This is a genomic window from Streptomyces sp. S465, assembly GCF_026898115.1.
Taxonomy (GTDB): Bacteria; Actinomycetota; Actinomycetes; order Streptomycetales; family Streptomycetaceae; genus Streptomyces; species Streptomyces luomodiensis.
Window position 1 is genome coordinate 7,584,095 of sequence record NZ_CP114036.1, and the last position, 24,544, is coordinate 7,608,638.

Genomic DNA, 24,544 nt, shown 5'->3' on the forward strand with positions numbered 1-24,544 from the left:
GCCGGGCAACCCGGCGGGGCCTTGTTGTCCACAAGCGGACCCCTGCCCCGGTCGGGGAATGGCCGTGCCCGCCCGGTGCGTTGAGCAGGGCGACGGGGGAGTCTCTGCACGGGGGGCTGACGGGGTGTCCAGTAGCGGTGCCGTGGGGGGAAGCAGCCATGCCGAGAGGGTGTTCCGGGTGCAGCGGGCCTTCACCCGGCTCGGCGGACGGGCCCATGGGCCCGGCGCGTTGGCCAGAGCGGCCGGTCTGGACGATTCGAGCGTCTACCGGATACTCCAGTCCGGGGTGCACGAGGGCATCTTCGTCCGCGAGGGCAGGGGGCTGTACCGGCTGGGCTCGGGCGCCCCGCAGCTCGGCCTCAAGGCGCTGGCCCACTCGCCCGCGCCGGAGGCCGCCCACGCCCTTCTGGAGGGGCTGCGCCGGGCCACCGGCGGCGCGCTGACCTTCCTCTATCTGCTGGCGCCGTTCGGCGGCGCACACCGGCAGTGCGTCGACATGGCCGTCGGCGACTCCGATCTGACGGAGCTGGGGATGACGCCGCGCGCGGTGCAGACCGTCGAGCACTCGCTGCGGGTGGGCGCGGCGGGGCGGGCGATCCTGGCGTATCTGCCGGAGGCCATCCAGTCCGAGGTGCTGGAGCGGCCGGTGCCCGCCGAGGCCGGTCCCGGTGCCTACCGGGACGACGTCCGGCTGGTCGCCTCGCTGCACCGGATCAGGGCGCGGGGCTACGCCCTGGGGCACGAGGAGTGCGCGGCGGGGTGGAACGAGTGCGCGGCGCCGGTCACCTGGGACGGACTGGTCATGGGCTCGGTGCTGGTGATGAAGCCCAAAAGGGTCATGCCGCGGTGTCCGGTGACCGTCATCGACGCGGTCGAGCAGACGGCGGCCGGGCTGGCCGATCTGGGGCGCGGCGGTCCCGTCCCCTCGAACGAGAATGATGCGACGCGCAAGTAAATTTACGGTAACAGGGGTTAACGCGAAGCGCATTCGGAGTGCTTCACCTGCCCTTTCTCGCGAGGCGAGAAAGGACCGGAAATCCTTGACTCGTATGGGCGTGCGGCCGCAATAATCAAGGTGGCAATCCAGTCTGATTCTTGCACGGGCGGCGGCTTGGTGCGCCGCATACAAGGGGGAAATCATCGTGTCCGACAGGGGCGGTCTTGCCGTCGTGTCCGATACTCCCGTGCCCAGCTGGTCACGGGAGCTGGAGCGGGTCTCGCTGTTATCGGCCCGGGAGGCCCAGACGTTCGCGCTGCTCGGCGCGGGCTGGTCCAACCGCCGTATCGCACTGCGGCTCCAGGTGACCGAGCGCACGGTGAAGGCGCACGTGGCCTCAATACTCGCGAAACTACAGGTGGAATCCCGGCTGCAAGCCGGTCTGGTCGCCCTCAGCTACCGGCACCTGTACCAAAGTACAGTTTCCGAGCGGCATGTGGCCGGTTAGCGTTGCCCTGTCTGCCTCATTATCCGTCGGCCGGATATCGCATTGAACCGATCCGTCGCACAGCAATCGCGCCGTCATAGGAAAGGTATTCATGACTGACCGTTCCGGCCCGAGCGGAATGAATCCCGTGTGGACGCTGGTGGTGTCCGGACTCACCGTCTTCATGGCCGCCTTGGACAACCTCGTCGTCATCACCGCGCTGCCCGCCATCCAGCAGGACCTGGGCACCAGCCTCCAGGACCTGGAATGGACGGTGAACGGCTACACCCTCACCTTCTCGGTCTTCCTGATGGCCGGCGCGGCCGCCGGGGACCGGTTCGGGCGCCGCCGGGTCTTCCTGGCCGGCCTGGTCGTCTTCACCGGGGCCTCCGCCGCCGCGGCGCTGTCCGGCAGCGCGGACGCCCTGATCGCCGCCAGGACCGTGCAGGGCCTCGGGGCCGCCGTGGTGATGCCGCTGACGCTGACCCTGCTGACCGTCGCCGTCCCCGAGCGCCGACGCGGTCTGGCGCTCGGCGTCTGGGGCGCCCTCAGCGGGCTCGCGGTCGCGCTCGGCCCGCTGATCGGCGGGGCCGTGGTGGAGAAGATCTCCTGGGAATGGATCTTCTGGGTCAATGTGCCGATCGGTGTGGTGGTGCTGGCGCTCGGCCTGTGGAAGCTGGCCGAGTCCACCCGCCCGGACACCTCGCTCGACCCGGCCGGCACCGTCCTGGTCAGCCTCGGGGTGTTCGGGGTGGTCTACGCGCTGGTGTCCACCACCGAACACGGCTGGTCCAGCGGCCGGGTGCTCGGGTTCCTGGCCGGCGGGGTGGTGGTCCTCGCGCTCTTCGTCCTCTGGGAGCTGCGCAGCGCCGAACCCATGCTGCCGATGCGGCTGTTCCGCAATCGCGCGCTCAGCGCGGTCAACGCCGCCAGTCTGCTGATGTTCGCGGCCATGTTCGGACTGGTCTTCCTGCTCACCCAGTTCATGCAGAACATCCAGGGCTTCTCGCCGCTGGAAGCGGGCGTGAAGATGCTGCCGTGGACGGCGATGCCGGTCGTGGTCGCCCCGCTCGCGGCGCTGCTGACCGCCCGGCTCGGCAACCGCCTGGTGGTCGCCGCGGGGCTGCTGTTCGAGGCCGCGGGGCTGGCCTGGCTGGCCTCCGTGGTGAGCGTGGACACCGCGTACGCCGACCAGGTGCCCGGCCTGGTGCTCGGCGGAATCGGTCTGGGGCTGTTCTTCTCGCCCGTCGCGGAAATGGCGATGAGCATCGTCGCCCCCCGCGACCAGGGAATCGCCTCGGGCGCCAACAACACCTTCCGCGAGCTCGGTGGCGCACTCGGCGTCGCGGTGCTGACCTCCGTATTCACCACGCTGGGCGGATACGGATCGCCCCAGGAATTCGTGGACGGGCTGCGGCCCGCCTCCTGGATCGGCGCCGGAATCGCCGCCCTCGGCTGTCTGGCCATTCTCACGGCACCGCGCGGCCGCACCGCGCCGGGTGAATCGACGGTGATTTCCTCGGGCGCCGGCGAGACCGTCGAGGACGCACGCCTGGGAAACCTTCCGAGCCGGCAGCGCAACTAGATTTCGACACAGAGCCAAGCCAGAACGAAGACAGAGCGAAAAGATGATCCAACCGGCCCCCGGATCCCGGGTGACCGTTGGGTATGGGGGTCGCTATGTACGACGTCATTGTGGTGGGAGCGCGCATCAGCGGGGCATCGACGGCGATGCTCCTGGCGCGAGCGGGGTACCGCGTCCTCCTGCTCGACCGGGCGAAATTCCCCGGCGGAAAGGGGGCCGCGACCAATCTGGTCCACCCCCCGGGAATTCTCCGGCTGAAGCGCTGGGGACTGCTGGACGAGGTGGCCGCCACCGGCTGCCCGCCCATTCACTCCTACGGTCTGCAGAGCGGCCCCGTTCACCTCATGGCCAAGCTGCCCGCCGTCGAGGGTGTGGCCGAGGCGTACTCCCCGGAGCGCCGCAAGCTCGATGAGATCCTGCTCCAGGCCGCCGTCAAGGCTGGGGCGGAACTGCGGGAACAGGTCGCGCTGCGCGAACTGCTGACGGATGAGCAGGGCACCGTCATCGGCGTCCGGGCCGAGACCGAGGACCGCACCCCCCTCGTGGCGCACGCCCGGCTGGTGGTCGGCGCCGACGGCTCGAACTCCACCGTCGCCCGGCTGGTGGGCGCGGAGAAGTACGAATCCCATCCGGTGCTCAACAAGAGCCACTGGTCGTACTGGGCCGGTCTGCCGCACGACGGCAAGGTGCGCACCTACCGCCACCGCCATCGGCACGCCTTCACCTGGCCCACCCACGACGGGCTCACCATCGTCGGCGTGGCCCTGCCGGTCAAGGACTTCAAGGCGGCGCCCGACGAGGAGCGCGACGCCACGGTCATCGCCGCCTTCGAGGACGTCGACCCCGAGTTCGCGGCGCGGCTGCGGGAGACCCGGCGCGCCGACACGTGGATGACCGGCGCGGTCCCCAACTTCCTGCGCCACTGTCACGGCCCCGGCTGGGCCCTGGTCGGCGACGCGGGCTACACCCGCGACCCCATCACCGCGGCCGGTATCACCGACGCCCTGCGCGGCGCCGAACTGCTGGCGCAGGCCGTGGAGCCCGCCCTGTCCGGCGACCGCGACCTCACCGTCGCGCTCACCGACTACGCCCGGCGCCGTGACGCGCTGGTGAGCGGCCACTTCCGGTACACCCGCGACCATGCCGCGATCGCCGACTACAACCGCGAGGAGCTGGAGTTCATCCGGGCGATGGCCCGCAGCCCGCACCACGGCAGTGGGATGGTCGGGATGTTCGCCACGATCGTCCCGCCGGCCGAGTTCTACTCCCCGGCCAACATCCACGCCCTCTTCGACCACATCCCCGCGGGCCCCGAGCCGGGCTGGAAGATCCGCATGGTGCGCTGGCTGGTGCGCGGCGCCCCCAGGCATCTGCCCCCGGCGACCCGGTTCGCCGACCGGCTGATCGCCGCCAACCTCGGGAGCATGGGCGCCTTCCTGCTCGGCTCCCCGGTCGCCCGAGCGGCCTAGCCCCGCCCTTCCGGCGCGCCCACGCGCCGGGGGCACTTCCGCGGCCCGCCCACGCGGCACCGCCGCGACCTCACAACGGCCATCGGCCGTCCACAGCGCCGCGTCACCCGTGCGGGTGGCGCACCTCATCCATCGTCACCCCTTCCACCAGGAGGTTCGGCATGTCCACCCATCTGCCCGTCGACGCCACGACGGCCTTTCTCTTCCCCGGTCAGGGCGGCTTCGACGGCGAGGCGCTCCGCCGCGCCAAGGAGCTCCACCCCCAGATCGGCCGGGTCTTCGAGCGGCTCGACACCGTGACCGAGGAGCTGTACGCCCGCCGCATCTCCGATGTGCTCTTCGGCGAGCGCAAGGCCGATCTGCGCGATCTGCTCGACAGCGACCCGTGGGCCTCCCAGGTCGCCATCTACGGCGCGGGCCTGGCCGGCTACGAGATCCTCGCCGCCCGGGGCGTCACCCCCGACGTCCTGGCCGGCCACAGCCTCGGCGAGATCACCGCCCTGGTGGCGGCCGGGGCCTTCTCGGTCGAGGACGGCGTCCGGATCGTCGCCCAGCGCGTCGCCGTGATCGAGCGGCAGGGCGGTGTCGACGGCCGCATGGTGGCCCTGTCCGCGAGCGCCGAGCGCACCCGCAAGCTGCTGGAGCTGGTGGACGAGCCGCTGCTGGCCGTCGCCACCGAGAACCACGACGAGCAGACCGTCGTCAGCGGCCCCGCCGGAATCCTGGACCGGGTGGTGGCGATCGCCGGACAGCTGGGCGTGGGCGCCATCGAGATCGACACCCCCTTCCCCTTCCACACCCCGGCGCTGGCCCCCGCCGCCCCCGAGTTCGCCGCGTACGTACGGAAGCTGGACCAGCATCCGCTGCACCGCCCCGTCTACTCGCCGATCCTCCAGCGCTACTACGAGCCCGGGGACGTGCTCGCCGACCTGCTGGCCGAGCACTTCACCCAGCCGGTGCGGTTCGCCGCGGCCGTGCGGCACCTGCGGGAGACCGGCGTCAAGGTGTTCGTGGAGGCGGGCGGGCGCGCCGCGCTCTCCAAACTGGTCGCCAAGGTGACCACGGGCTCCCCGGTGCGGTCGCTGCCCACGCTGGCCCTGACCGGCGGACGGCTCGCGCTCGACGGAACCCTCCAAGAGCTGCGCGAGGCCGGTCTCGCCGCGCCCGAGCGCGGCGGGCTCGCCGAACTGCTGGCCCCCTCGGTGCCCGCCGAGGTGTTCGCGGCGTACTGGAGCGAGCGCGGCCAGATGGTGCTGGAGCTGGTCCGCACCGAACTGGACGCCTTCCGCAAGTCCACCGAGCCCCGGCGCGCCGAGCCCGAGCCCGCCGCCGAGACCGCACCGGCCCCGGCCCCGGCCTCGTACGGGTCCGGGTCCGGGCCGCGGCCGGAGGCGTACGACCGTGAGCGGCTCTTCGCGGAGCTGCGCACCCTCTACGCCGAGGCGCTCGAATACCCCGAGGACGTCTTCGAGGACGAGGTGCAGCTGGAGGCCGAGCTGGGCGTCGACTCCGTCAAGCAGGTCGAGCTCCTGTCCAGGGTCTCCAGCCGTTACGGGCTGCCGCCGCGCGAGTCCGGCTTCCGGCTGGCGACCTACAACACCATGGGCAAGATCACCGACTTTGTGCTCCAGCAGCTGAACGACCAGGGGGCCCACGCGGCGGCCTCCGCCGCGGGCTGAACCGCCCACCCCCTCGTCGCAGAAGTCGCAGAAGGAGTCAGTCGTTCCATGAAAGACCTCATGGGGAAGGTGGCCCTGGTCACCGGAGGTTCCAAGGGCGTGGGCAAGGCGATCGCGCGGACCCTCGCGGACCGCGGCGCCGCCGTCGTCCTCAACTACTTCCACTCGCACGACCAGGCCAAGCGCACCAGGGACGAACTGGTGGCACGCGGCGCCCGGATCGAGCTCGCACGGGCCTCGGTGGCCCGGCAGGAGCAGGTCGACCGGATGTTCGCCGAGATCGAGGAGCGCCACGGGCGGCTGGACATCCTCATCAACAGCGCCGCCAACGGGGCCCTGCTGCCCCTGGCCGAGGTGACCGACGAGGACATCGCCAAGGCCATCGACACCAACTACAAGGGCGGACTGCGCTGCGCCCGCGCCGCGGCCCCGCTGATGGCGCGCACCGGCGGCGGGTCGATCGTCACCGTCTCGGCGCTCGGCGGCTCGCAGATGGTGATGGCCAACTACTCGGCCTGCGCCCCCGCCAAGGCGGCCGCCGAGGCGGCGACCCGCTATCTCGCCGTGGAGTTCGCCCCGCTCGGCATCCGGGTGAACACGGCGTCGGCCGCGATGCTCGAAAGCGAGGTCGCGGACAAGTTCCCCCGGGCCCAGGAGATGCAGGAGGTGATCGCCAAGGCGACCCCCTTCGGACGCCTGGGCACTCCGGAGGAGTTCGCGGACGTCGTGGCCTTCCTGGCCTCCGACGCCTCGCGGTGGATCACCGGACAGGTAGTCCTCGCCGACGGCGGACTGACCCTGGGCGCGGCCCTCCTGTCCCCACCGACCGCCACCCCCACGGCGGGGGATGCCCGGGTGTCGGGGGTGGCTGCCGCGCCGGGGATGGCTGCCGCATCGGGGGTGGCTGCCGCGCCGGAGGACACCGCCGCGTCGGGGGAAGTCCCCGTAGCGGGGGTGGCCCCCGCGTCGGGCGTGGCTGCCGTATCGGAGGATGCCCGGGTGTCGGGGGTGGCCTCCGCACCGAGGGCGGCCCCCGCAGCGGAGGAAGTCTCCGCAGCGGGGATGGCCGCCGCAGCGAGGGAGGTCCCCGCGTCGGGGGCGGCCCCCGTATCGGAGGATGCCCGGGTGTCGGGGGTGGCCCCCGCGTCCGGGGTGGCCCCCACAGCGGATGAGACCGCCGCAGCGGGGGTGGCTGCCGCGCCGGAGGACACCGCCGCGTCGGGGGAAGCCCCCGCAGCGGGGGTGGCTGCTGCGTCGGGGGAGGTCCCCGCGTCGGGCGTGGCTGCCGTGTCGGGGGAAATCCCCGCGTCGGGCGTGGCTGCCGTATTGGAGGAGGTCCGGGTGTCGGGGGTGGCCCCCGTGCCGGGGATGGCTGCCGCATCGGGGGAGACCGCCGCGGCGGAGGAAGTCCCCGCGGCGGGGATGGCCGCCGCGCCGCGGGCGGTCCTTGCGCCGGAGGTGGCCGCTGCGCCGCAGGGGGCCCCTGCACCGGGGTCCGCGGCCGTTGTGGCGGAGGCCGTACCGGAGTCCGCGCCCGCGCCCGTCGTGCCGTCCGGGCCCGTGCGGGCCACGGGCCCGGCCGCCGGCGTGGCCGGGGTCCTGGAGGCGCCCGATCCCGCCGGGCTCCCCGGCGTCCCCGATGACGCGATCGCCGTCGTCGGCATGGGCCTGGCCGTCGCCGGGGCGAACAGTCCCGAGGAGTTCTGGAAGCTCCGTACGACCGGTGACGAGCTGTTCGTGAAGATCCCCCGGGACCGCTGGCGGCACGAGAACTTCCACGCCGCCGACACCGCCGCCGAGGACAAGGCGTACGCCGACCGCTGCGTCTTCATCACGGACTTCGAGGCCGTCCCCGGCTCCGTCGACAGCATGGCCGACGGCGCGGACGACCACGAGTTGACCACCATGTGGCTGCGCCACAGCCTGGTCCAGGCCCTCGGCGGGGTGCGCCGCCGGGACACCGACCGCTGCTCCTTCGTCGTCGGCTACACCCCCGACGGCAGCCAGCACCTCGAAGAGGCCGGGGTGCTGGACAGCGTCACCCGGATGACCCGCGACATCCTCCGGGACCTGCCGCTGGACGACGGCGAGCGCGCCGCCCTCGGCGGCGACATCGAAGCCGCCCTGGCCCGCCGCTACTGGCGCGCCGGACAAGACCGTTCGCGGTTTCTGCCGCACCGGGTGGGCGAGTTGGCGATGCGCGGTCTGCTGCCGCCGTCCACCGAGCTGCACATGGTGGACACCGCCTGCTCCTCGTCGCTGTACGCGATCGACATCGCGGCCAAGGGCCTGCTCATGGGCAAGCAGGACATCGCCGTCTGCGGCGGCGCCTTCGCCCTCGCACCGCGCGGCACCGTGCTCTTCTCCAAGCTCCAGGGGCTCTCCAAGCGCGGTGAGGTGCACGCGCTGGACGAGGACGCCGATGGGGTGATCTTCGCCGACGGCGCCGCGCTGGTCGTCCTCAAGCGGCTGAGCCGGGCGCGGGCCGACGGCGACAAGGTGCTCGGGGTGCTCCGGGCGTTCGGCTCGTCCTCCGACGGCAAGGGCAAGGCCATCTACGCGCCCAACGCCGCCGGTCAGAGCCTGGCGGTGCGGCGCGCCCTGGAGGCGGGCGAGGTCGAGGGCGGCGCGGTGCAGTGGGTCAACGCCCACGCCACCGGCACGCCGGCCGGTGACCTCGCGGAGTTCACCACGCTGCGGGAGTACTACGGCACCGCCGGACCGGCCGCCGTGACCTCCAACAAGTCCCTGATCGGGCACACCGGCTGGGCGGCGGGCGTGGTCTCGCTCATCGAGAACCTGCTGGGCCTGGCCGAGCACACCATCCCCGGGCAGTTCCGCTTCTCCAGGCCCCGCGAGGACTTCCGGCTCGCCGAGACCGGACTGGAGATCACCCCCGAGCGCAAGGACTGGCCGGGCCGGCCGGACGGGCCGCGGCTGGCCGCGGTGTCCGGCTTCGGCTTCGGCGGCACCAACGCCCACCTGATCGTCTCCGAGTACTCCGAGTACCGCCGGCCCGCCGCCTCGCAGAACGCCAACGCCAAAACCACCGCCCCCGCCACCGTCACCAAGGTCCCGGACACCGGCAGCCGGGTGGCCATCGTCGGCTGGTCGGCCCATCTGCCCGGACTGGACGGCCGCGAGGAGGTCACCCGCTGGCTGGGCGGCGGCCCGCGCCCCCGCGACAGCTTCGGCGAGGAGTACCCGGCGCCGCCGTTCAGCAAGGTCCGGCTGCCTCCCAAGACCATCCGCGCCCTGGACCGCTGCCAGCTGATGATCGTGGAGTGCGCCCATCAGCTGCGCGACCGGATGCCCGAGTTCTGGCAGGAGCGGGCGCTCAAGACCGGGGTGTTCGTCGGCCACATGGGCCCGACCCGCGCCGCGATGCTCTACGCCAACCGCTGCTACCTCGACGACATCGCCGAGGCGCTCGGCGAGCTGCGCTCCGAGGCCCTGCCCGGTGTGCTGGAACGGCTCGGCGACCGCGTACGCGGCCTGATCCCGGCCTCCAACGAGGACTCCTTCCCCGGCCAGATGCCCAACATCATCTCGGCCCGGGTGGCGAACTACTTCGACCTCAACGGCCCGAACATGACGATGGACTCCGGATTCGCCTCCGCCGTCTCCTCGATCACCTCCGCGGCCCGCTATCTGCGCACCGGGGAGCTGGACTTCGCGCTCGCGGGCGGCATCAACGGCAACAGCCTCCCGGAGTACCGGACGCTGATCGGCGCGCTGCTGCCGCCGGAGGCCGAGGAACTCGCCGAGGGCGCCTTCCTGTTCGCCCTCACCACCGAGGAGCGGGCCCGCGCCGCGGGGCTCACGGTGCTGGCCTACGTGGACGAACCGCTCGGCGCCGTCGAGGCGGGGCGCGGCGAGTCCGCCCCGGACGAGGTCCTGCTGTGCGGTGCGCCCGCGCCCGAGCACGCCCGCTATCTGGGGGCGGCCGGCGGTCTGGCCGTCCTCAAGGCGCTGCACCGGCCCTCGGGGACCGTGGAGATCGCCACCGACGAGAGCGAGAGCGCCGCCGGGGCCCGGCTCCGGCTGACCATCCCCGGCGAGGCCCTGGAACCCGGCGACGACCCCGGTTCCGGCGGCGCCGAGGCGGTCCCGGCCGCGCTGTCCGCCGAGGCGGTCCCGGCCGCGCTGCCCGCCGCGCTGCCCGCCGCGTTCGCCACCGACGGGCGGCTCGCGGACGGCACCCCGGTCCGGGTCCGCCGCCAGGTGCCCGTGCTGACCGAACTGCCCGCGCGCACCGTGCGCGAGCGCGTCCCCTTCCTCCCGGCCGGCGCGGTGGTGCTCACCGACGCCCCCGGGCCGCTCGCCGAGGTCGTGCCGCCGGACGCGGACCTCACCGTCCTGTCCACGGCGCCGCTTGCCGCCCCGCGCCCCGGCTGGCACCACCTGCCCGAGGTCACCGAGGAGTCGGTCCGCCGGGCCCTGGCCGGCGCGGGCCCCCGGATCACCCACCTCAGGGTGGTCGGCGACCTCGGTGCGGCGGCCACGGACGGCCCCGCGCCCGCCCTCACCGCCCTGCACGACGCCGCCTACCTGACGCTCCAGCACGCGTACGACGACCTCGGCGACCCCGGCTCCTCGGCCGTGGCGCTGCTGCTGGGCGCCGCTCCCGGCGGCACCCCGCACCCGTACACCGGGCTGTTCACCGGGCTGTGGAAGACCGCGGCCCTGGAGCGCGACGCGTGCCTGGCCTTCGCGCTGTGCACCTCCGCCACCGACCTCGCCGGGGCCATCGCCCGCGCCGAGGAGGAGAGCGCGGCCGAGCGGGTCTTCCCCGTGGTGTTCGACATCGACGGCGTACGGAAGGCGTATCTGCTCTCCGACGAGCCGAACGACCTGCGCGAGGGGGCGCCGGCCGTGCTCGGCCCGGACTCCGTCGTGGTGGTCGCCGGCGGCGCCCGGGGCATCACCGCCGAGGTGGTCAAGGCGGTCGCCGAGCACTTCCGGCCCCGGATCTACGTCCTGGGCAGCAACTCCCTGGACGACTACCCGCCGGAGACCTATCAGGGGACCGACGAGGAGTTCGCCGCCCGCCGCTCCGGCTACATCAAGACGGAGATCGCCCGGCGTGACGGCCGTACCGTCGCCGACATCAACCGCGCCTTCGACCGCATGGTCAACGCCCGCTGGGCGCGCCGGAACCTGGACGAGATGGCCGCCCACAGCGGGGCCGGCCGGGTCACCTACCTCACCTGCGACATGCGCGACGGCGCCGGGGTGGACCGGGCGATCGGCCGGGTCCTGGCCGAGCAGGGGCGGATCGACCTGCTGGTCAACGCCGCCGGGCTACAGCGCTCGGGGCTGATCAAGGACAAGGGCTTCGCCGAGTTCACCGCCATCCGCGATCTAAAGCTGGACTCCTACCTCCACCTCAAGCGTGCCCTGCGCACCGCCCCGCCCCGGCTGTGGTGCAACTTCGGCTCGCTGCTGGGCTACTTCGGGCAGCTGGGGGAGGCCGACTACGCCGCGGCCAACGACTTCCTGGCCGCCGCCGCCACCCACGCCCGCGCCACCGACCCGCAGGCGGACGAGGTCACCATCGGCTGGACGCTGTGGGAGGGCGTCGGCATGGGGGCCAACGAGCTGACCAAGGCGTACTACGAGCGCGCCGGCTCGTACAGCAACATGGCCGTCGCCGAGGGCGTCCACCACTTCGTCCAGGAGCTGCACGCCCCCGTGCGGCGCCCCTCCGTCGTCCACCTCGGCGACGCCGAGCGCGCCACGGTCGAGCGCTTCTACCCGGGCTACCTCTCCACCACCGGCGGGCCGCGGCGGCCCGGGTTCTTCCTGCGCCGGCTGGTGGCGTCCGATGAGCGGTCCCAGGTCCACGAGTGCGCCTTCGACCTGGAGACGGACGGCTATCTGGCACACCACACGGTGCGCGGCGAGGCCACCCTGCCCGGCACCTTCGTCACCGAACTGGCCGCCGAGGCGGCCCGCGCCCTGGTTCCCGGCAAGCGGGTGATCGCCTTCGAGGACCTGCGCTTCGAGCACTTCCTGCGGGTCTACCGGGACCACCCGGCGGGCCCGAAACGCATCCGGGCGGAGCTGGTCGACGGCCCCGGTGAGGTGACCGCCGTCCAGGTGCGGATCAGCGAGGACGTGGTCGCGCCCAGCGGGGTGGTCCTGGTCAGGGACCGGGTCCACTTCCGGGCCCGGGTGCTGCTGGACACCGAGGCGCCCACCGCGCCGCGCTGGGAGGAGTGGCCTTCGGGGCCGGAGACACCCGTCCCCGACCCGTACCACCAGCCCGGCTCCCCGGTGCGGCTGACCGGCCCCTTCGTCTCCACCACCGACACCCGGATCCACCCCCGGGGCAAGCGGGCCCGCTACGCGCCCGCCGTCCCGGCCGGCGATCCGGTGTGGTCCCGGTTCACCGTGCCGGCCATCCTGCTCGACGGGCTGGCCCGGGTGGGGGTGCTGGACCTGGTCGACGGCCATCTGGTGCCGGTGGCCGCACCGCTGTCGATCCGCCGGATCGATCTGTACGAGGAGATCAGCGACCACGATCTGGCCGCCTCCCAGGCGGCCGTCGACCTCTTCGTCACCCCGCCGGGCTTCGATCTGACGGCCGACGCCATCAGCAACCGCTTCGTCGCGGTACGGCCCGACGGCCGGATGCTGCTCCAGATGAAGGACATGCGGGCCACCCTCATCGGCTACATCGACGCCGAGACCGGCGAGGCCGTCCCGGCCCCGCAGCCGGTACCCGGGGAGGGCCTGGTATGACGGCGGCCGCTCAGGACGGGCCGGTCCAGCCGGTGACCCGGATGGTGTGGCGGCTCACCGAGCTGCCGCGCCCGGCCGGGCCGCACCCCCGGCTGGCCGGTATGCGGGTGCTGCTGATCGGCGGCGAACAGGACGTCGCCGCCGGGGTGGAGCGCGTACTGAAGGAACACGGCGCGCTGGTGCGCCGGGAGCCGGACGGCCCCGGCCCCGTGGACGCCATCGTCGACCTCACCGTGGGCCGGCCGTACGGCCCGGACCCGGCCGCGTCCGCCGGGGCCTGGCGGCGGGCGCTGACCGAGACCGTGACCGCGCTGCGCGGCGCTTACGACGACTGGGCCGCGGAGACCGCCGCGGACCGGCTGTTCTACCTCGCCGTCAGCTACCTCGGCGGCGGGATGGGCCGGCATCCGCGGGACGGTCTGGAGCAGCCGCTGGGCGGCATCTGGGCGGGGCTCGCCAAGACCCTGCACCGGGAGTTCCCCAACGTGGGCGCCCGCGTCGTCGACATCGACCTGGCCGCCTCCGCCGAACTGCCCGGCATCGTCGCCGCCGAACTCGGCCGCACCGGCGAGATCGAGGTCGGCTACCGGGACGGCCGCCGGTTCACCCTCACCCCCGAGGCCCGGCCGGTGGCCGCGCCCGCCCTCACCCTCGGCCCCGAGGACACCGTGCTGATCTCCGGCGGCGGCCGGGGCATCGGCTGGGAGCTGGCCCGGTCGCTGGCCGCCCGGCACGGCGCACGGGTCGTGGTGACCGGCCGGGAGCCGTTCCCGAGCGGGGACGAGCCCTGGTTTGGCGCGGACGAGGCCGGGTGGAAGCGTTACGAGAAGGACGTCTGGGCGGGCCGGGCCAAGGGCGAGTCGCCCGCGCTGATCCGCGGCCGGCTGGCCCGCACCCGCCGGCTGTGGGAGCTCGCCCGCCATATGACCGGCGCCCGGCGGGAGGGACTGCGGGTGGAGTACGCGCGCTGCGACGTCACCGACCGGGCCCAGGTGCGCGAGCTCATCCGGCGGGTGACCGGGCCGGCGGGCGGCAGGCTCGCCGGGGTGGTGCACAACGCCGGGGTGGACACCGCCGCCCGGCTGCCGAAGAAGACCGACGAGGAGATCCTGCGCACCGTAGAGGTCAAGATCGAGGGCTTCCTCAACGTCTTCGAGGAGGTGCGCGACCGCGACCTGAAGTTCTTCTGCAGCGTCGGCTCCCTCACCGGACGGCTCGGCGGCATGGTCGGCCAGCTCGAATACGCGGCGGCCAACGACGGACTGGCCCGGCTGGGCCAGTGGGCCGCCCGCCGGGCCGCGTTCCCCGTGATGACCCTCGCCTGGCCCACCTGGGACCGCATCGGGCTGATCGCCAACTTCGCCGCGGCCCTGCGCTACATGGCCGCGATCGACGTGGCGGACGGTCTGGAGCGCTGGCGGGCCGAACTGCTGGGCGCCTCCGAGGGCGAGGTCACCTTCGTCGGGCCGCTGGGCCGGGCCATCGACCCGGGCCAGGCCGTCGGCTATCCGGTGGTGCCCGCGCTGCCCGGTTTCGCCGCCGCCTACCCGAAGATCTTCCACCTCGGCGAGGTGACCGCCTACCAGCCGCACGCCCACCTGGCGGCCCGGGTCGTCTTCGACCCCGAACGCACCCCCGCGCTCGGCGACTTCCGCATCGACGGCGCCCCCGCCCTGCCGCCGTCCCTCCTGCTGGAGAACGCCCTGCGGGCCGCCGAATGGCTCGTCCCGGAGGACTTCCCCGAGCTGCGGGCCGACCGGCTGGAGGAGATCGTGGTGCCGCTGTCGCTGCTGCGCCTCGACGGCCCCGCGATCCGGCTGGTCCGCGAGGCCCGCGGGTTCCACGAGGGGCACGACTGGATCGTGGAGGTCCGCTACCGCCGGCAGGGCGCCGGGGACGGTGCGGAGGCGAGCCTGCGCATCGTCCACCAGACCGGCGGGCCGCGGCCGCCCGCCCCGCCGCGCCCCGCCGTCCGGCAGACCACCACCCTGCGCTCCGGGCCGCCGTTCCTGCACTGGCGCGGCGCCGTGGTGCCGGTGTCCGGGTGGACCCCCGGGGACCGTCCGGTGGCCGAGGTCCCGCGCTGCCCGCCGGCCGACCTGTGGGCCACGCCCCTGGTGCCCGGGACGGCTCTCCCGGTCGGCGCGCTGGAGAACGTGGTGCGCCGCCGCACCACCCAGGGCGACGGGCTCTCGGCCACCGCCGACCCGCTGGTCATCGGCCGTATCGCGGTGCACTCCGCCGAGTGCGGACCCACCCGTGTCGAGGGCGATCCCTCGCTCGGCGTGTGGCGGATCACCGACGCACGTTCCGGGGACCCCGTGGCGACCGTCTCGGGGTTCTCCGGCCCGCTGGGAAACACGACGGAATAGGAAGGCGATCCATGTCCACTCCCGAACAGAACAAGGCCGTCCTGGAGCGCTACTACGAGGAGTGCCTCAACAAGGGCAATCTGGACGTCATCTACGAGGGCGCCACCAAGGACCACATCAGCCACGGCACCGCCGCCAACGGCAAGGAGGGCGTGGAGCACCTGAAGGAGTGGGTGCGGCTTCAGCGCGCCTCCTTCCCCGACCTCCACGTCACCGTGGACGACTGGATCCTGGACGGGAACAAGGTCGTCAGCCGGTTCACCGCACGCGGCACCCACACCGGCGATGCCTACGCGGGCCTCATCTCGGCGCGGGGCCGCAAGCTGGAGATCCCCGGCATCGTCATCGACGAGTTCAACGACGAGGGCCTGATCGTGGAGAGCTGGTTCTCCATGGACACCTACGACCTGGCCACCCAGCTCGGGGCGTTCGACGCGCCCCCGGCGTGACCGGCCGCGAGCCGGCCCCGGGCTCCGGGGCCGGCACTCCGGTCCTCATCACCGGCTGCTCCTCCGGTATCGGCCGCGCCTGCGCGCTGCGGCTGCACCGGGCCGGGCACGTCGTATACGCCACCGCACGGCGGCCCGAGACGCTGACGGAGCTGGCCGCGCTCGGCATCCGCACCATGGCGCTCGACGTCACCGACGAGCGGTCCATGGCCACCGCGGTCGCCGAGGTCGAGGCGGCGCACGGCGCGGTCGGTGCGCTGGTCAACAGCGCCGGCTACGCCATGTCGGGCTGTATCGAGGAAGCCTCCATGGCCGAGGTGCGCGAGCAGTTCGAGACCAATGTCCACGGACTGGTCCGGCTCAGCCAGCTGGTGCTGCCCGCGATGCGCGCCCGGGGCAGCGGCACCATCGTCAACATCTCCTCCGTCTTCGGCCGTTACGCCGTCCCCGGCTCGGGCTTCTACAACGCCAGCAAGCACGCGGTGGAGGCGCTGAGCGACTCCCTGCGGAACGAGGTGGCCGACTTCGGGGTGCGCGTCGTGCTCGTCGAGCCGGGGCCGGTGCGCACCACCCGGTTCGGCGCCACCTACGTCAGCAATCTGCGTCCGGTGAGCGAGACGTACGAGAGGTTCCGCCAGGAGAGCGCCGAGTACTTCGAGGCGATCTACACCGGCAGCCGCCGGACCCTGGCGGGCACCTTCGCGATCCAGGCCGACGACGTGGCCCGCAGGGTGGCGAAGGTGGTGGCCAAGGGCGCCCGCGGCGCCCGGCCGCGCGCCCGCTATCCCGTGGGACTCCTCGCCCACAGCACGATCGCCCTGCGGCGCCTCGCCCCCGACGCCCTTTTCGACCATCTCTTCGTGCGCCGCCTGTTTCCGGTGCCCCGCGGGCCGCGGCCGCGAAAGCAAGGAGACCACCGATGACCACAGCGACCTCCGCGCCGCGCCTCGCACCCGGCCCCAAGGGCGCCCCGCTGCTGGGCAGTCTGGGCCCCTGGAAGCGGAACACCGCCGAATTCCTCCTCGGTCTGCAGCGCGACTACGGCGAGATCGTCCGGATGCGGCTCGGTCCCTTCCTGGTGCACCAGGTGTCCGACCCCGAGGCGGTGCGCCGGGTGCTGGTGGAGAACAACGGCAACTACGTCCGCGGCCCGCTCTACGAGCAGTTCGGCGTGGTCATGGGCAAGGGCCTGCTCACCACCGACGGCGAGTTCTGGCGCGGCCACCGGCGGACGGTGCAGCCGGTGTTCCTCAAGAACGCCGTCACCGACATCATCCCCAACATCATCCGGGCCACCGAGGAGATGCTGGAGACCTGGGAGCGCAAGGCCGCCGCCGGGGAGCCGGTCGATCTGATGACCGACATGCTGCGGCTGACCCTGGTCACCCTCAGCCGCTCGCTGTTCGCCTACGACATCAAGCCGGACTCGGCCCTGCTGAAGACGATCGTGGACGATGTGGTGGAGGTGATGTTCCGGCGCGGCACCGCCACCGAGATGCTGCCCTCCTGGGTGCCGACGGACCGTCAGCGCAAGATCCTGCGCATTCACCGGGTCTTCGACCGCATCGTGGCCGATGTGCGCCGCGCCTACGCCGAGACCGGGGAGGGGCCGCTGATCGCGCTGATGGAGCAGGCCACCGACCCGGCCACCGGGGAGCCCTGGACCGATCAGCAGATCAAGGACGAACTGCTCACCGTCTATCTGGCCGGCCATGAGACCACCGCCGTCGCCCTGTGCTGGACGCTGCTGTCGGTCGCCGCCCACCCAAGCGTCCAGGAGGAGCTGGACGCCGAGATCGCCACGGTGCTCGGCGGCGGGCCGCCGGACGCGCGGAGCGCCGAATCGCTCACGTACACCAAGATGGTCGTCGACGAGAGCCTGCGCATGCATCCGCCCATCTGGATCTTCCCCAGGGCGGCGGTCGAGGCGGACACCCTCGGCGGCTACGGCATCGAGCCGGGCTCCTCGGTGCTGCTGTCCCCGCTGGTCTCCCACCACAACCCGCGCCACTGGGACAACCCGCTGGCCTTCGACCCGTACCGGTTCACCCCGCAGGCCATCAAGGAGCGGCCGCGGCTGGCGTATCTGCCGTTCGGATCGGGACCCCGGCAGTGCGTCGGCAACTTCATGGCGCTGCTGGAGCTGCGCATCATCGTGGCCATGGTGAACCAGCGCTTCCGGGTCAGCCGGATCCCGGGGACCGAGCTGCGGTACGGCTCACCGGTGATCTCGCTGCGGCCGCTCCAGGACGTGATGGTGACGGTGACCCCGCGCGAGCGGAGCACCGCCACGCCCCGGCCGGCCCGGCGGACCGCTCCCGTCGCCCCCGCCGCCTGCCCGCACCATCCGTAGGCCCCGCCGTCACCCGTCCGTGACCGCCGTGCTCCGGTATGCGTCCGGTGCTCATGGTCAAAGAATCGTAAACGCCGTACGGGCGGCCCGGGGCCGGAAGCCGGCCCCGGAGGGGGCCCGGGGCGGAAGTGGAAGCGGAGTTTCGGGTCCGGCCCGGCGCCGTCGGCCGCCGGTTATGCGCGCACCGCGGCCGGTGGCGGACGGCCCGCGCCGCCGGGAAGCCGGATCGGGAAAAGCGCTCACCGAATTGGCGGGTGGCGACCGTAAAGGCGTCGGTGAAACGCGGTGAGGCTCGCGGCGTCGCCCGCGAGACGCGGGGGCCATTGCGGGAAAGGGTGTCCCGTCGTGCCGCCGCGGAGAATACGGGGGACGCGTGCCGGGCCACGTGGCCTGGCTCGCATGCCCCGGACCGCTCACCGAACGTGGGCGCCCGCGATTTCCGTGCCGTCGCGCCCGTTCCTGGTGGAACGGGCCGCGCGGGTGCTTTTCCGCGGGTGCGCCAAGGCCGTCCAGAACTCAAATTCACCTCCGCTACGATCGTTTACCACGGGGTGATGCCGACCATGGCACCAGACTTTTATCCCATGCTCGGCGGGGCGCTCGCGCGCATTCTCTGCGAATGAATGTCCGACGCAAACACGGCCGCTTCCGCGCGTCCCCCGGTGACCCGGACGGTGCCGGATGAGCCGTCCGGCGGAGCATCCCCCCGGATCTGTGGCAAGGTCGGGGAGCTAGCAGATGAGCCAGAGGTGCTGTCGTCGCCGCTGTTCACTAAACGGAGGCGCTGTATCGTGTGCGTGTACGCCGGGTTGTCGAACGGCGCAGCATCAGGGAGGGGGACGCGTGTCGCCAGGGGAAGCGCACGTCGCACCGTACTCACGGCGCGAGCGGCTGCGCATCGCGACCATCCGTGAAATCAAGGACGTCGCCCGGACGCTCCTGGTTCAGGAGGGCCCGGAAAATGTGACCATCCGGGCCATCGCGCGTGAGATGGGCATGACGGCTCCGGCCGTCTACCGCTACTTCAGTAGCCGGGATGCGCTGATCCTTCAGCTGCGCGTGGACATTTTCGAGGAGATGGCCCGCTTCATGCAGGGGGTCCTCGGGCAGCATCCCGAGGAGGAGCCGGGCCGCCGGTGGATCAGCGGCGCTCGGGCGCTGCGCGTCTGGGCGATCAAGCACCCCCATGAGTTCGGGCTCATCCTCGGCCCGTGGGCCCCGGGGCTCGGCCGTGAGGAGACCAAGCCCGAGCGCCATATGAGCTGGGTCTTCGGCTCCGTCTACTCCGACCTGGTCGCCGATCTGTGGCGGGTGCGGGGCTTCCCCGCCCCCGCGGTCGAGGAACTCGACCCCGGGCTCGCGCGCACGCTCACCGCGCTCAGCGAGGACCAGGACGTCGACATGCCCCCCGGCGCCATCGCCGTGATGCTCCGCTGCTGGGTGCGGCTGTACGGGGTGATCTCCATGGAGGCGCTGGGCCATATGTCCTTTGCGCTCTCCGAGGGCCAGCACTTCTTCGAGTTCGAACTGCGCGATCTGTGCCGGGTGCTGGACATCTCCGAGTTCTACGAAGAAGTGGTCTGACCGGGCCCGACCAGGTCCGAAGGACCGTCCGAGGCCGGCCGCGGGCCCTCCGGAACCGGTCCGGGTGGCCCGCGACCACCCGGCCGGGGCCGCCCGGAGGTCACATCGGGGTATCGCCCCGTACGGCTGTAGACCGGGAGGCGTAAGCTGTGGCAGTGCTCATCCGGATCATGTCGGAGCCGGACCGGTGTCCCCTGTTCGGGGGCTCGGGGCCGGAGCCAGTTGACAAGACGGAGCGGCGTGTCCGGATCGGCCGACCCTGGCAACCGGTGTAGAACGGGGGATGTGACGGCATTGGCTACACGGCCCATCTCCAGCGCTCCCGCGGGGCCCGGTCGCCGGGATCCACGTGGCGTCCTGGGTCTCGCCCGTATGCCTGGCTGTCCACGGTGACCGTGGAGGACGAGCGCAGCGGGTCCCATACCACGTCGAGCGGCCGGAGTGGCGGGCAGGAAGCCGCCCGTGCCGTGCTCGACAAGGCCGCCCACGAGAACTTCCCCGTGGCCCCCTTCTTCCTGCCCCGCGCCTGGCGCACCGACCTGATGGCCGTCTACGGCTACGCCCGGCTGGTCGACGACATCGGCGACGGCGACCTGGCCCCCGGCGGCGCCGACGCCGAACTGCTCGGACTGGACCGCGAGCGGGCGGACGACGCGCTCGCGATGCTGGACGCCTTCGAGGCCGATCTGCACCGGGTCTTCCGGCCGTCGGCGGAACCGCGCCATCCGCTGCTGCGGGCCCTGCGCCCCACCGTCCGCCGTCACGGGCTCACCCCCGAGCCCTTCCTCGGCCTGATCGAGGCCAACCGCCAGGACCAGCGGGTCCGGCGGTACGCCACCTACCAGCAGCTCCTCGACTACTGCGAGCTGTCCGCCAACCCCGTCGGGCGGCTCGTCCTCGGCATCACCGGCACCGCCAGCCCCGAGCGGATCCGCCGTTCGGACGCCATCTGCACCGCCCTCCAGATCATCGAGCACCTCCAGGACGTGGCCGAGGACCTCCGCAGGGACCGCGTCTATCTGCCCGCCGAGGACATGAAACGCTTCGGTGTGACCGAGGCCGACCTCGCCGCCCCCAGGGGCGGCGCGCGGTTGCGCGCGCTGGTCGCAAAGGAGGCGGAACGCGCCGGAGACCTGCTGAATGAAGGCACCCCCCTGGTGGGTAGCGTCCACGGCAGGCTCAAGGTGCTGCTCGCCGGATTCGTGGCCGGGGGGCGGGCCGCCTTGCGGGCGGTCGCGGCCGCGGGACATGACGTACTCCCTGGACCGCCCAGGCCCACCAAGCTCAGCCTGCTGCGCGAGGTGGGGGCGACACTGCGAAGAGAGGGGTGAGCCGGACCGTGAAGGGATCTCCGCACGCGTCCGCGCCAGTGCTCGCGGCGTACCGTTACTGCGAGGCCGTGACCGGACACCAGGCCCGTAACTTCGCCTACGGCATCAGGCTGCTGCCGACGGAGAAGCGCCGCGCGATGTCGGCCCTGTACGCCTTCTCCCGCCGTATCGACGACATCGGTGACGGCCCCCTCGAGCCCGCGGCCAAGCGCGCCCGGCTGGCGGACACCCGCGCCCTGCTGGACCGGGTGCGCGGCGGCGGGATCGAGGAGGACGACACCGACCCCGTCGCCGTCGCCCTCTCCCATGCCGCGCACCGCTTCCCGATCCCGCTCGACGCGCTGGACGAGCTGATCGACGGCGTGCTGATGGACGTGGCCGGGCAGACCTACGAGACCTGGGACGACCTCAAGGTCTACTGCCGCTGCGTGGCGGGCGCCATCGGACGGCTGTCGCTCGGCGTCTTCGGAACGGCCCCCGGCACCGGCCGCGGCGAGGACGAGCTCGAACGCGCCCCGCACTACGCCGACACCCTCGGGCTCGCCCTCCAGCTGACCAACATCCTCCGGGACGTCCGCGAGGACGCCGCCACCGGGCGCACTTACCTGCCCGCCGACGACCTCGCCAAGTTCGGCTGCACCGCCGCCTTCCGCACCTCCACCGCGCCGCCCGACGCCGATTTCACCGGTCTGGTCCACTTCGAGGTGCGGCGGGCCAGGGCGCTCTTCGACGAGGGCTTCCGGCTGCTGCCGCTGCTGGACCGGCGCAGCGGGGCGTGCGTGTCCGCCATGGCCGGCATCTACCGCAGACTCCTCGCCCGGATCGCCAGGGACCCCGCGGCGATCCTGCGCGGCCGCGTCTCGCTGCCCGGCCACGAGAAGGCGTATGTGGCGGTGCGCGGACTGGCCGGACTGGACGCCCGCGCCGTCGAGCGCCGCGACCCCGGGAGGCCGGTGTGACCCCTTCGCCCCTGGGCCCCGCAGCTCCCGCCGGGCGCCGCCCCGCCGGACGGAGCGCGCTGGTGATCGGCGGCGGGCTCGCCGGTACCACGGCGGCGCTCGCGCTGGCCGACGCCGGGCTGCGGGTCACCCTGGTCGAGGGGCGCCCCCGGCTGGGCGGCCTCGCCTTCTCCTTCCACCGCTCCTCCCCGGCGGGCGAACTGACCGTCGACAACGGCCAGCACGTCCTGCTGCGCTGCTGCACCGCCTACCAGTGGTTCCTGGACCGGGTCGGCGCCACCCGGCTGGTCCCGCTCCAGGACCGGCTGGACGTCCCCGTCCTCGACGCCGACGGCCCGAGCGGACGGCGGCTCGGCCGGCTGCGCCGCACCGCCCTGCCGGTGCCGCTCCACCTGTCCGCGAGCCTGGCCACCTACCCCCATCTCTCCCTCGCCGAGCGCGCCCTGGTGGGCCGCGCCGCGCTCGCCCTGGGGCGGTTGGACCCCGAGGACCCGGCCCTGGACGGGGCGGACTTCGCCGGCTGGCTGCGCCGCCACGGCCAGTCGCCGCGCGCCGTCGAGGCGCTGTGGGACCTGGTCGGCGTGGCCACGCTCAACGCCACCGCGCACAACGCCTCGCTGGGCCTGGCCGCGATGGTCTTCAAGACCGGGCTGCTCTCCCGGCCCGGCGCCGCCGACATCGGCTGGGCCCGCGCCCCGCTCGGCGAGCTGCACCACACCCGCGCCCACCGCGCCCTGGACGCGGCGGGCGTGACGACCGAGCTGGGCACCCGGGTGGCCGCCGTCACCCGCACCCCCGAGGGCCGCTGGAGCGTGCGGCGCGCCGGACGGCCGGGACCAGAGCCGCCGGCCGGGGCGGACGGCGCGGATGTGCTCGTGCTCGCCGTACCGCAGCGCGAGGCACACGCCCTGCTGCCCGACGGCGCCCTGAAAGACCCCGGCCGGCTGCTGCGGATCGGCACCGCGCCCATCGTCAATCTGCATGTGATCTACGACCGCACGGTGCTGCGCCGCCCGTTCTTCGCCGCCATCGGCTCCCCCGTCCAGTGGGTCTTCGACCGCACGGACGCCTCCGGGCTGCGGGGCGCGCCCGGGGCCGGGGACAGCCAGTACCTGGCGGTGTCGCAGTCCGCCGCGTACGACGACGTCGACCGCCCGGTGGCCGAGCTGCGCGCCCGCTATCTGCCCGAGCTTCAGCGGCTGCTGCCGCTCGCCCGCGGGGCGCGGGTGCGTGACTTCTTCGTCACCCGGGAGCGCACCGCCACCTTCGCCCCCGTCCCCGGCGTCGGGCGCCTCAGGCCCTCCGCCCCCACCGACGCGCCCGGCCTCTACCTGGCCGGTGCGTGGACCGCCACCGGCTGGCCCGCGACCATGGAGGGCGCCGTGCGCAGCGGTCTTTCCGCCGCCCGCGCGGCCCTCACCGACCTCGGCCGCCCGCATGTGAACCCGCTCCCCGCCCCGGGCGGGGGGACGCCCAAGGAGGCGGCATGAGCACCACCACCAAGAACAAAAGAGGAGAGACCGTGACCCCGGCGACCCCAGCTGTCGACACCGCAGGCGTCATGGCGCTGCTGGAGCGCGGCCGTACGCTCGCCACGCCGGTGCTGCGCGCCGCCGTGGACCGGCTGGCCCCGCCCATGGATACCGTCGCCGCGTACCACTTCGGCTGGATCGACGCCGAGGGAAAGCCGGCGGCCGGCGACGGCGGCAAGGCCGTGCGTCCCGCGCTCGCCCTGCTGTCGGCCGAGGCGGCGGGCGCCACCCCCGAGACCGGTGTGCCCGGCGCGGTCGCGGTCGAGCTGGTGCACAACTTCTCGCTGCTCCACGACGACCTGATGGACGGGGACGAACAGCGCCGGCACCGCGACACCGTGTGGAAGGTGCACGGCCCGGCCCAGGCCATCCTCGTCGGTGACGCGCTGTTCGCCCTGGCCAACGAGATACTGCTGGAGCTGGGCACTGTGGAGGCCGGGCGGGCCACCCGCCGGCTCACCTCCGCGAGCCGGAAACTGATCGACGGTCAGGCGCAGGACATCTCCTACGAGCACCGCGAGCGGGTCACCGTCGAGGAGTGCCTGGAGATGGAGGGCAACAAGACCGGCGCCCTGCTCGCCTGCGCCGCCTCCATCGGCGCCGTGCTCGGGGGCGCCGACGACCGCACCGCCGACACCCTGGAGCGCTACGGCTACCACCTGGGCCTCGCCTTCCAGGCCATCGACGATCTGCTCGGCATCTGGGGCGACCCGGAGGCGACCGGCAAGCGGACCTGGAGCGATCTGCGGCAGCGCAAGAAGTCCCTGCCCGTGGTCGCCGCGCTCGCCGCAGGCGGCACCGACTCCGAGCGGCTCGCCCAGATCCTCGCGGCCGACGCGCACAAGCCGGAGGAGGAGTTCGCCGACTTCTCGGAGGAGGAGTTCGCCATCCGGGCCGCGCTGATCGAACAGGCCGGCGGCCGGGACTGGACCTCCGCCGAGGCCCGCAGACAGCACGCGACCGCCATGGAGGCGCTCGACTCGGTGGACATGCCCGCCGAGGTCCGGGCGCGGTTCGTGGCGCTCGCCGACTTCGTCGTCGTACGAGAGAGATGATCGCC

General features: G+C 73.1%; 15 protein-coding genes. All 15 read left to right on the plus strand.

The window, feature by feature from the left end; all coding sequences use genetic code 11:
• The first annotated feature begins 178 nt into the window (after positions 1-178).
• The 15 genes from N6H00_RS32140 (at position 179) to N6H00_RS32210 (ending at position 24,539) form a co-directional block, all read left to right on the plus strand.
• Positions 179-955 (plus strand): IclR family transcriptional regulator, encoded by a 777-nt coding sequence (locus N6H00_RS32140; protein WP_329618584.1) that lies wholly within the window; start codon positions 179-181, stop codon positions 953-955.
• Positions 956-1,184: 229 nt separating this feature from the next.
• On the plus strand, positions 1,185-1,445 hold the full coding sequence (locus N6H00_RS32145) for a response regulator transcription factor (RefSeq protein ID WP_268975333.1): 261 nt from the start codon (positions 1,185-1,187) through the stop codon (positions 1,443-1,445).
• Between the two features lie 91 nt (positions 1,446-1,536).
• Positions 1,537-3,009: an MFS transporter gene (locus tag N6H00_RS32150; RefSeq protein WP_268975334.1), complete on the plus strand. Its 1,473-nt coding sequence runs from the start codon at positions 1,537-1,539 to the stop codon at positions 3,007-3,009.
• Between the two features lie 95 nt (positions 3,010-3,104).
• Positions 3,105-4,478, plus strand: coding sequence for an NAD(P)/FAD-dependent oxidoreductase (locus N6H00_RS32155; protein ID WP_268975335.1), 1,374 nt, complete (start codon positions 3,105-3,107; stop codon positions 4,476-4,478).
• 161 nt (positions 4,479-4,639) lie between these two features.
• Positions 4,640-6,157, plus strand: coding sequence for an acyltransferase domain-containing protein (locus N6H00_RS32160; RefSeq protein ID WP_268975337.1), 1,518 nt, complete (start codon positions 4,640-4,642; stop codon positions 6,155-6,157).
• Between the two features lie 48 nt (positions 6,158-6,205).
• A complete protein-coding gene (locus N6H00_RS32165; protein WP_268975338.1) occupies positions 6,206-12,904 on the plus strand; it encodes an SDR family oxidoreductase in 6,699 nt (2,232 codons plus the stop codon).
• Entirely contained in the window at positions 12,901-15,276 is a 2,376-nt protein-coding gene (locus N6H00_RS32170) for an SDR family NAD(P)-dependent oxidoreductase (protein ID WP_268975339.1), read from the plus strand. Before N6H00_RS32165 ends, N6H00_RS32170 begins: the two co-directional genes overlap by 4 nt.
• 11 nt (positions 15,277-15,287) lie before the next feature.
• Positions 15,288-15,725, plus strand: a complete 438-nt coding sequence (locus N6H00_RS32175; protein WP_268975340.1) for an ester cyclase — start codon at positions 15,288-15,290, stop codon at positions 15,723-15,725.
• Positions 15,722-16,648, plus strand: a complete 927-nt coding sequence (locus N6H00_RS32180; RefSeq protein WP_268975341.1) for an SDR family NAD(P)-dependent oxidoreductase — start codon at positions 15,722-15,724, stop codon at positions 16,646-16,648. Before N6H00_RS32175 ends, N6H00_RS32180 begins: the two co-directional genes overlap by 4 nt.
• Positions 16,645-18,078, plus strand: coding sequence for a cytochrome P450 (locus N6H00_RS32185; RefSeq protein ID WP_268975342.1), 1,434 nt, complete (start codon positions 16,645-16,647; stop codon positions 18,076-18,078). Before N6H00_RS32180 ends, N6H00_RS32185 begins: the two co-directional genes overlap by 4 nt.
• An 843-nt stretch (positions 18,079-18,921) precedes the next feature.
• Entirely contained in the window at positions 18,922-19,662 is a 741-nt protein-coding gene (locus tag N6H00_RS32190; protein ID WP_268975343.1) for a TetR/AcrR family transcriptional regulator, read from the plus strand.
• 467 nt (positions 19,663-20,129) lie between these two features.
• Positions 20,130-20,993: a squalene synthase HpnC gene (hpnC, locus tag N6H00_RS32195; protein ID WP_268977200.1), complete on the plus strand. Its 864-nt coding sequence runs from the start codon at positions 20,130-20,132 to the stop codon at positions 20,991-20,993.
• The gene (gene hpnD, locus N6H00_RS32200) at positions 20,990-21,952 is read left to right on the plus strand and encodes a presqualene diphosphate synthase HpnD (RefSeq protein WP_432280670.1); all 963 of its coding nucleotides are present in this window, start codon (positions 20,990-20,992) and stop codon (positions 21,950-21,952) included. Before hpnC ends, hpnD begins: the two co-directional genes overlap by 4 nt.
• Positions 21,949-23,442, plus strand: a complete 1,494-nt coding sequence (hpnE, locus tag N6H00_RS32205; RefSeq protein ID WP_268975346.1) for a hydroxysqualene dehydroxylase HpnE — start codon at positions 21,949-21,951, stop codon at positions 23,440-23,442. Before hpnD ends, hpnE begins: the two co-directional genes overlap by 4 nt.
• Positions 23,439-24,539, plus strand: a complete 1,101-nt coding sequence (locus N6H00_RS32210) for a polyprenyl synthetase family protein (RefSeq protein ID WP_268975347.1) — start codon at positions 23,439-23,441, stop codon at positions 24,537-24,539. The genes hpnE and N6H00_RS32210 overlap by 4 nt, the downstream gene beginning before the upstream one ends.
• Positions 24,540-24,544 lie beyond the last annotated feature (5 nt).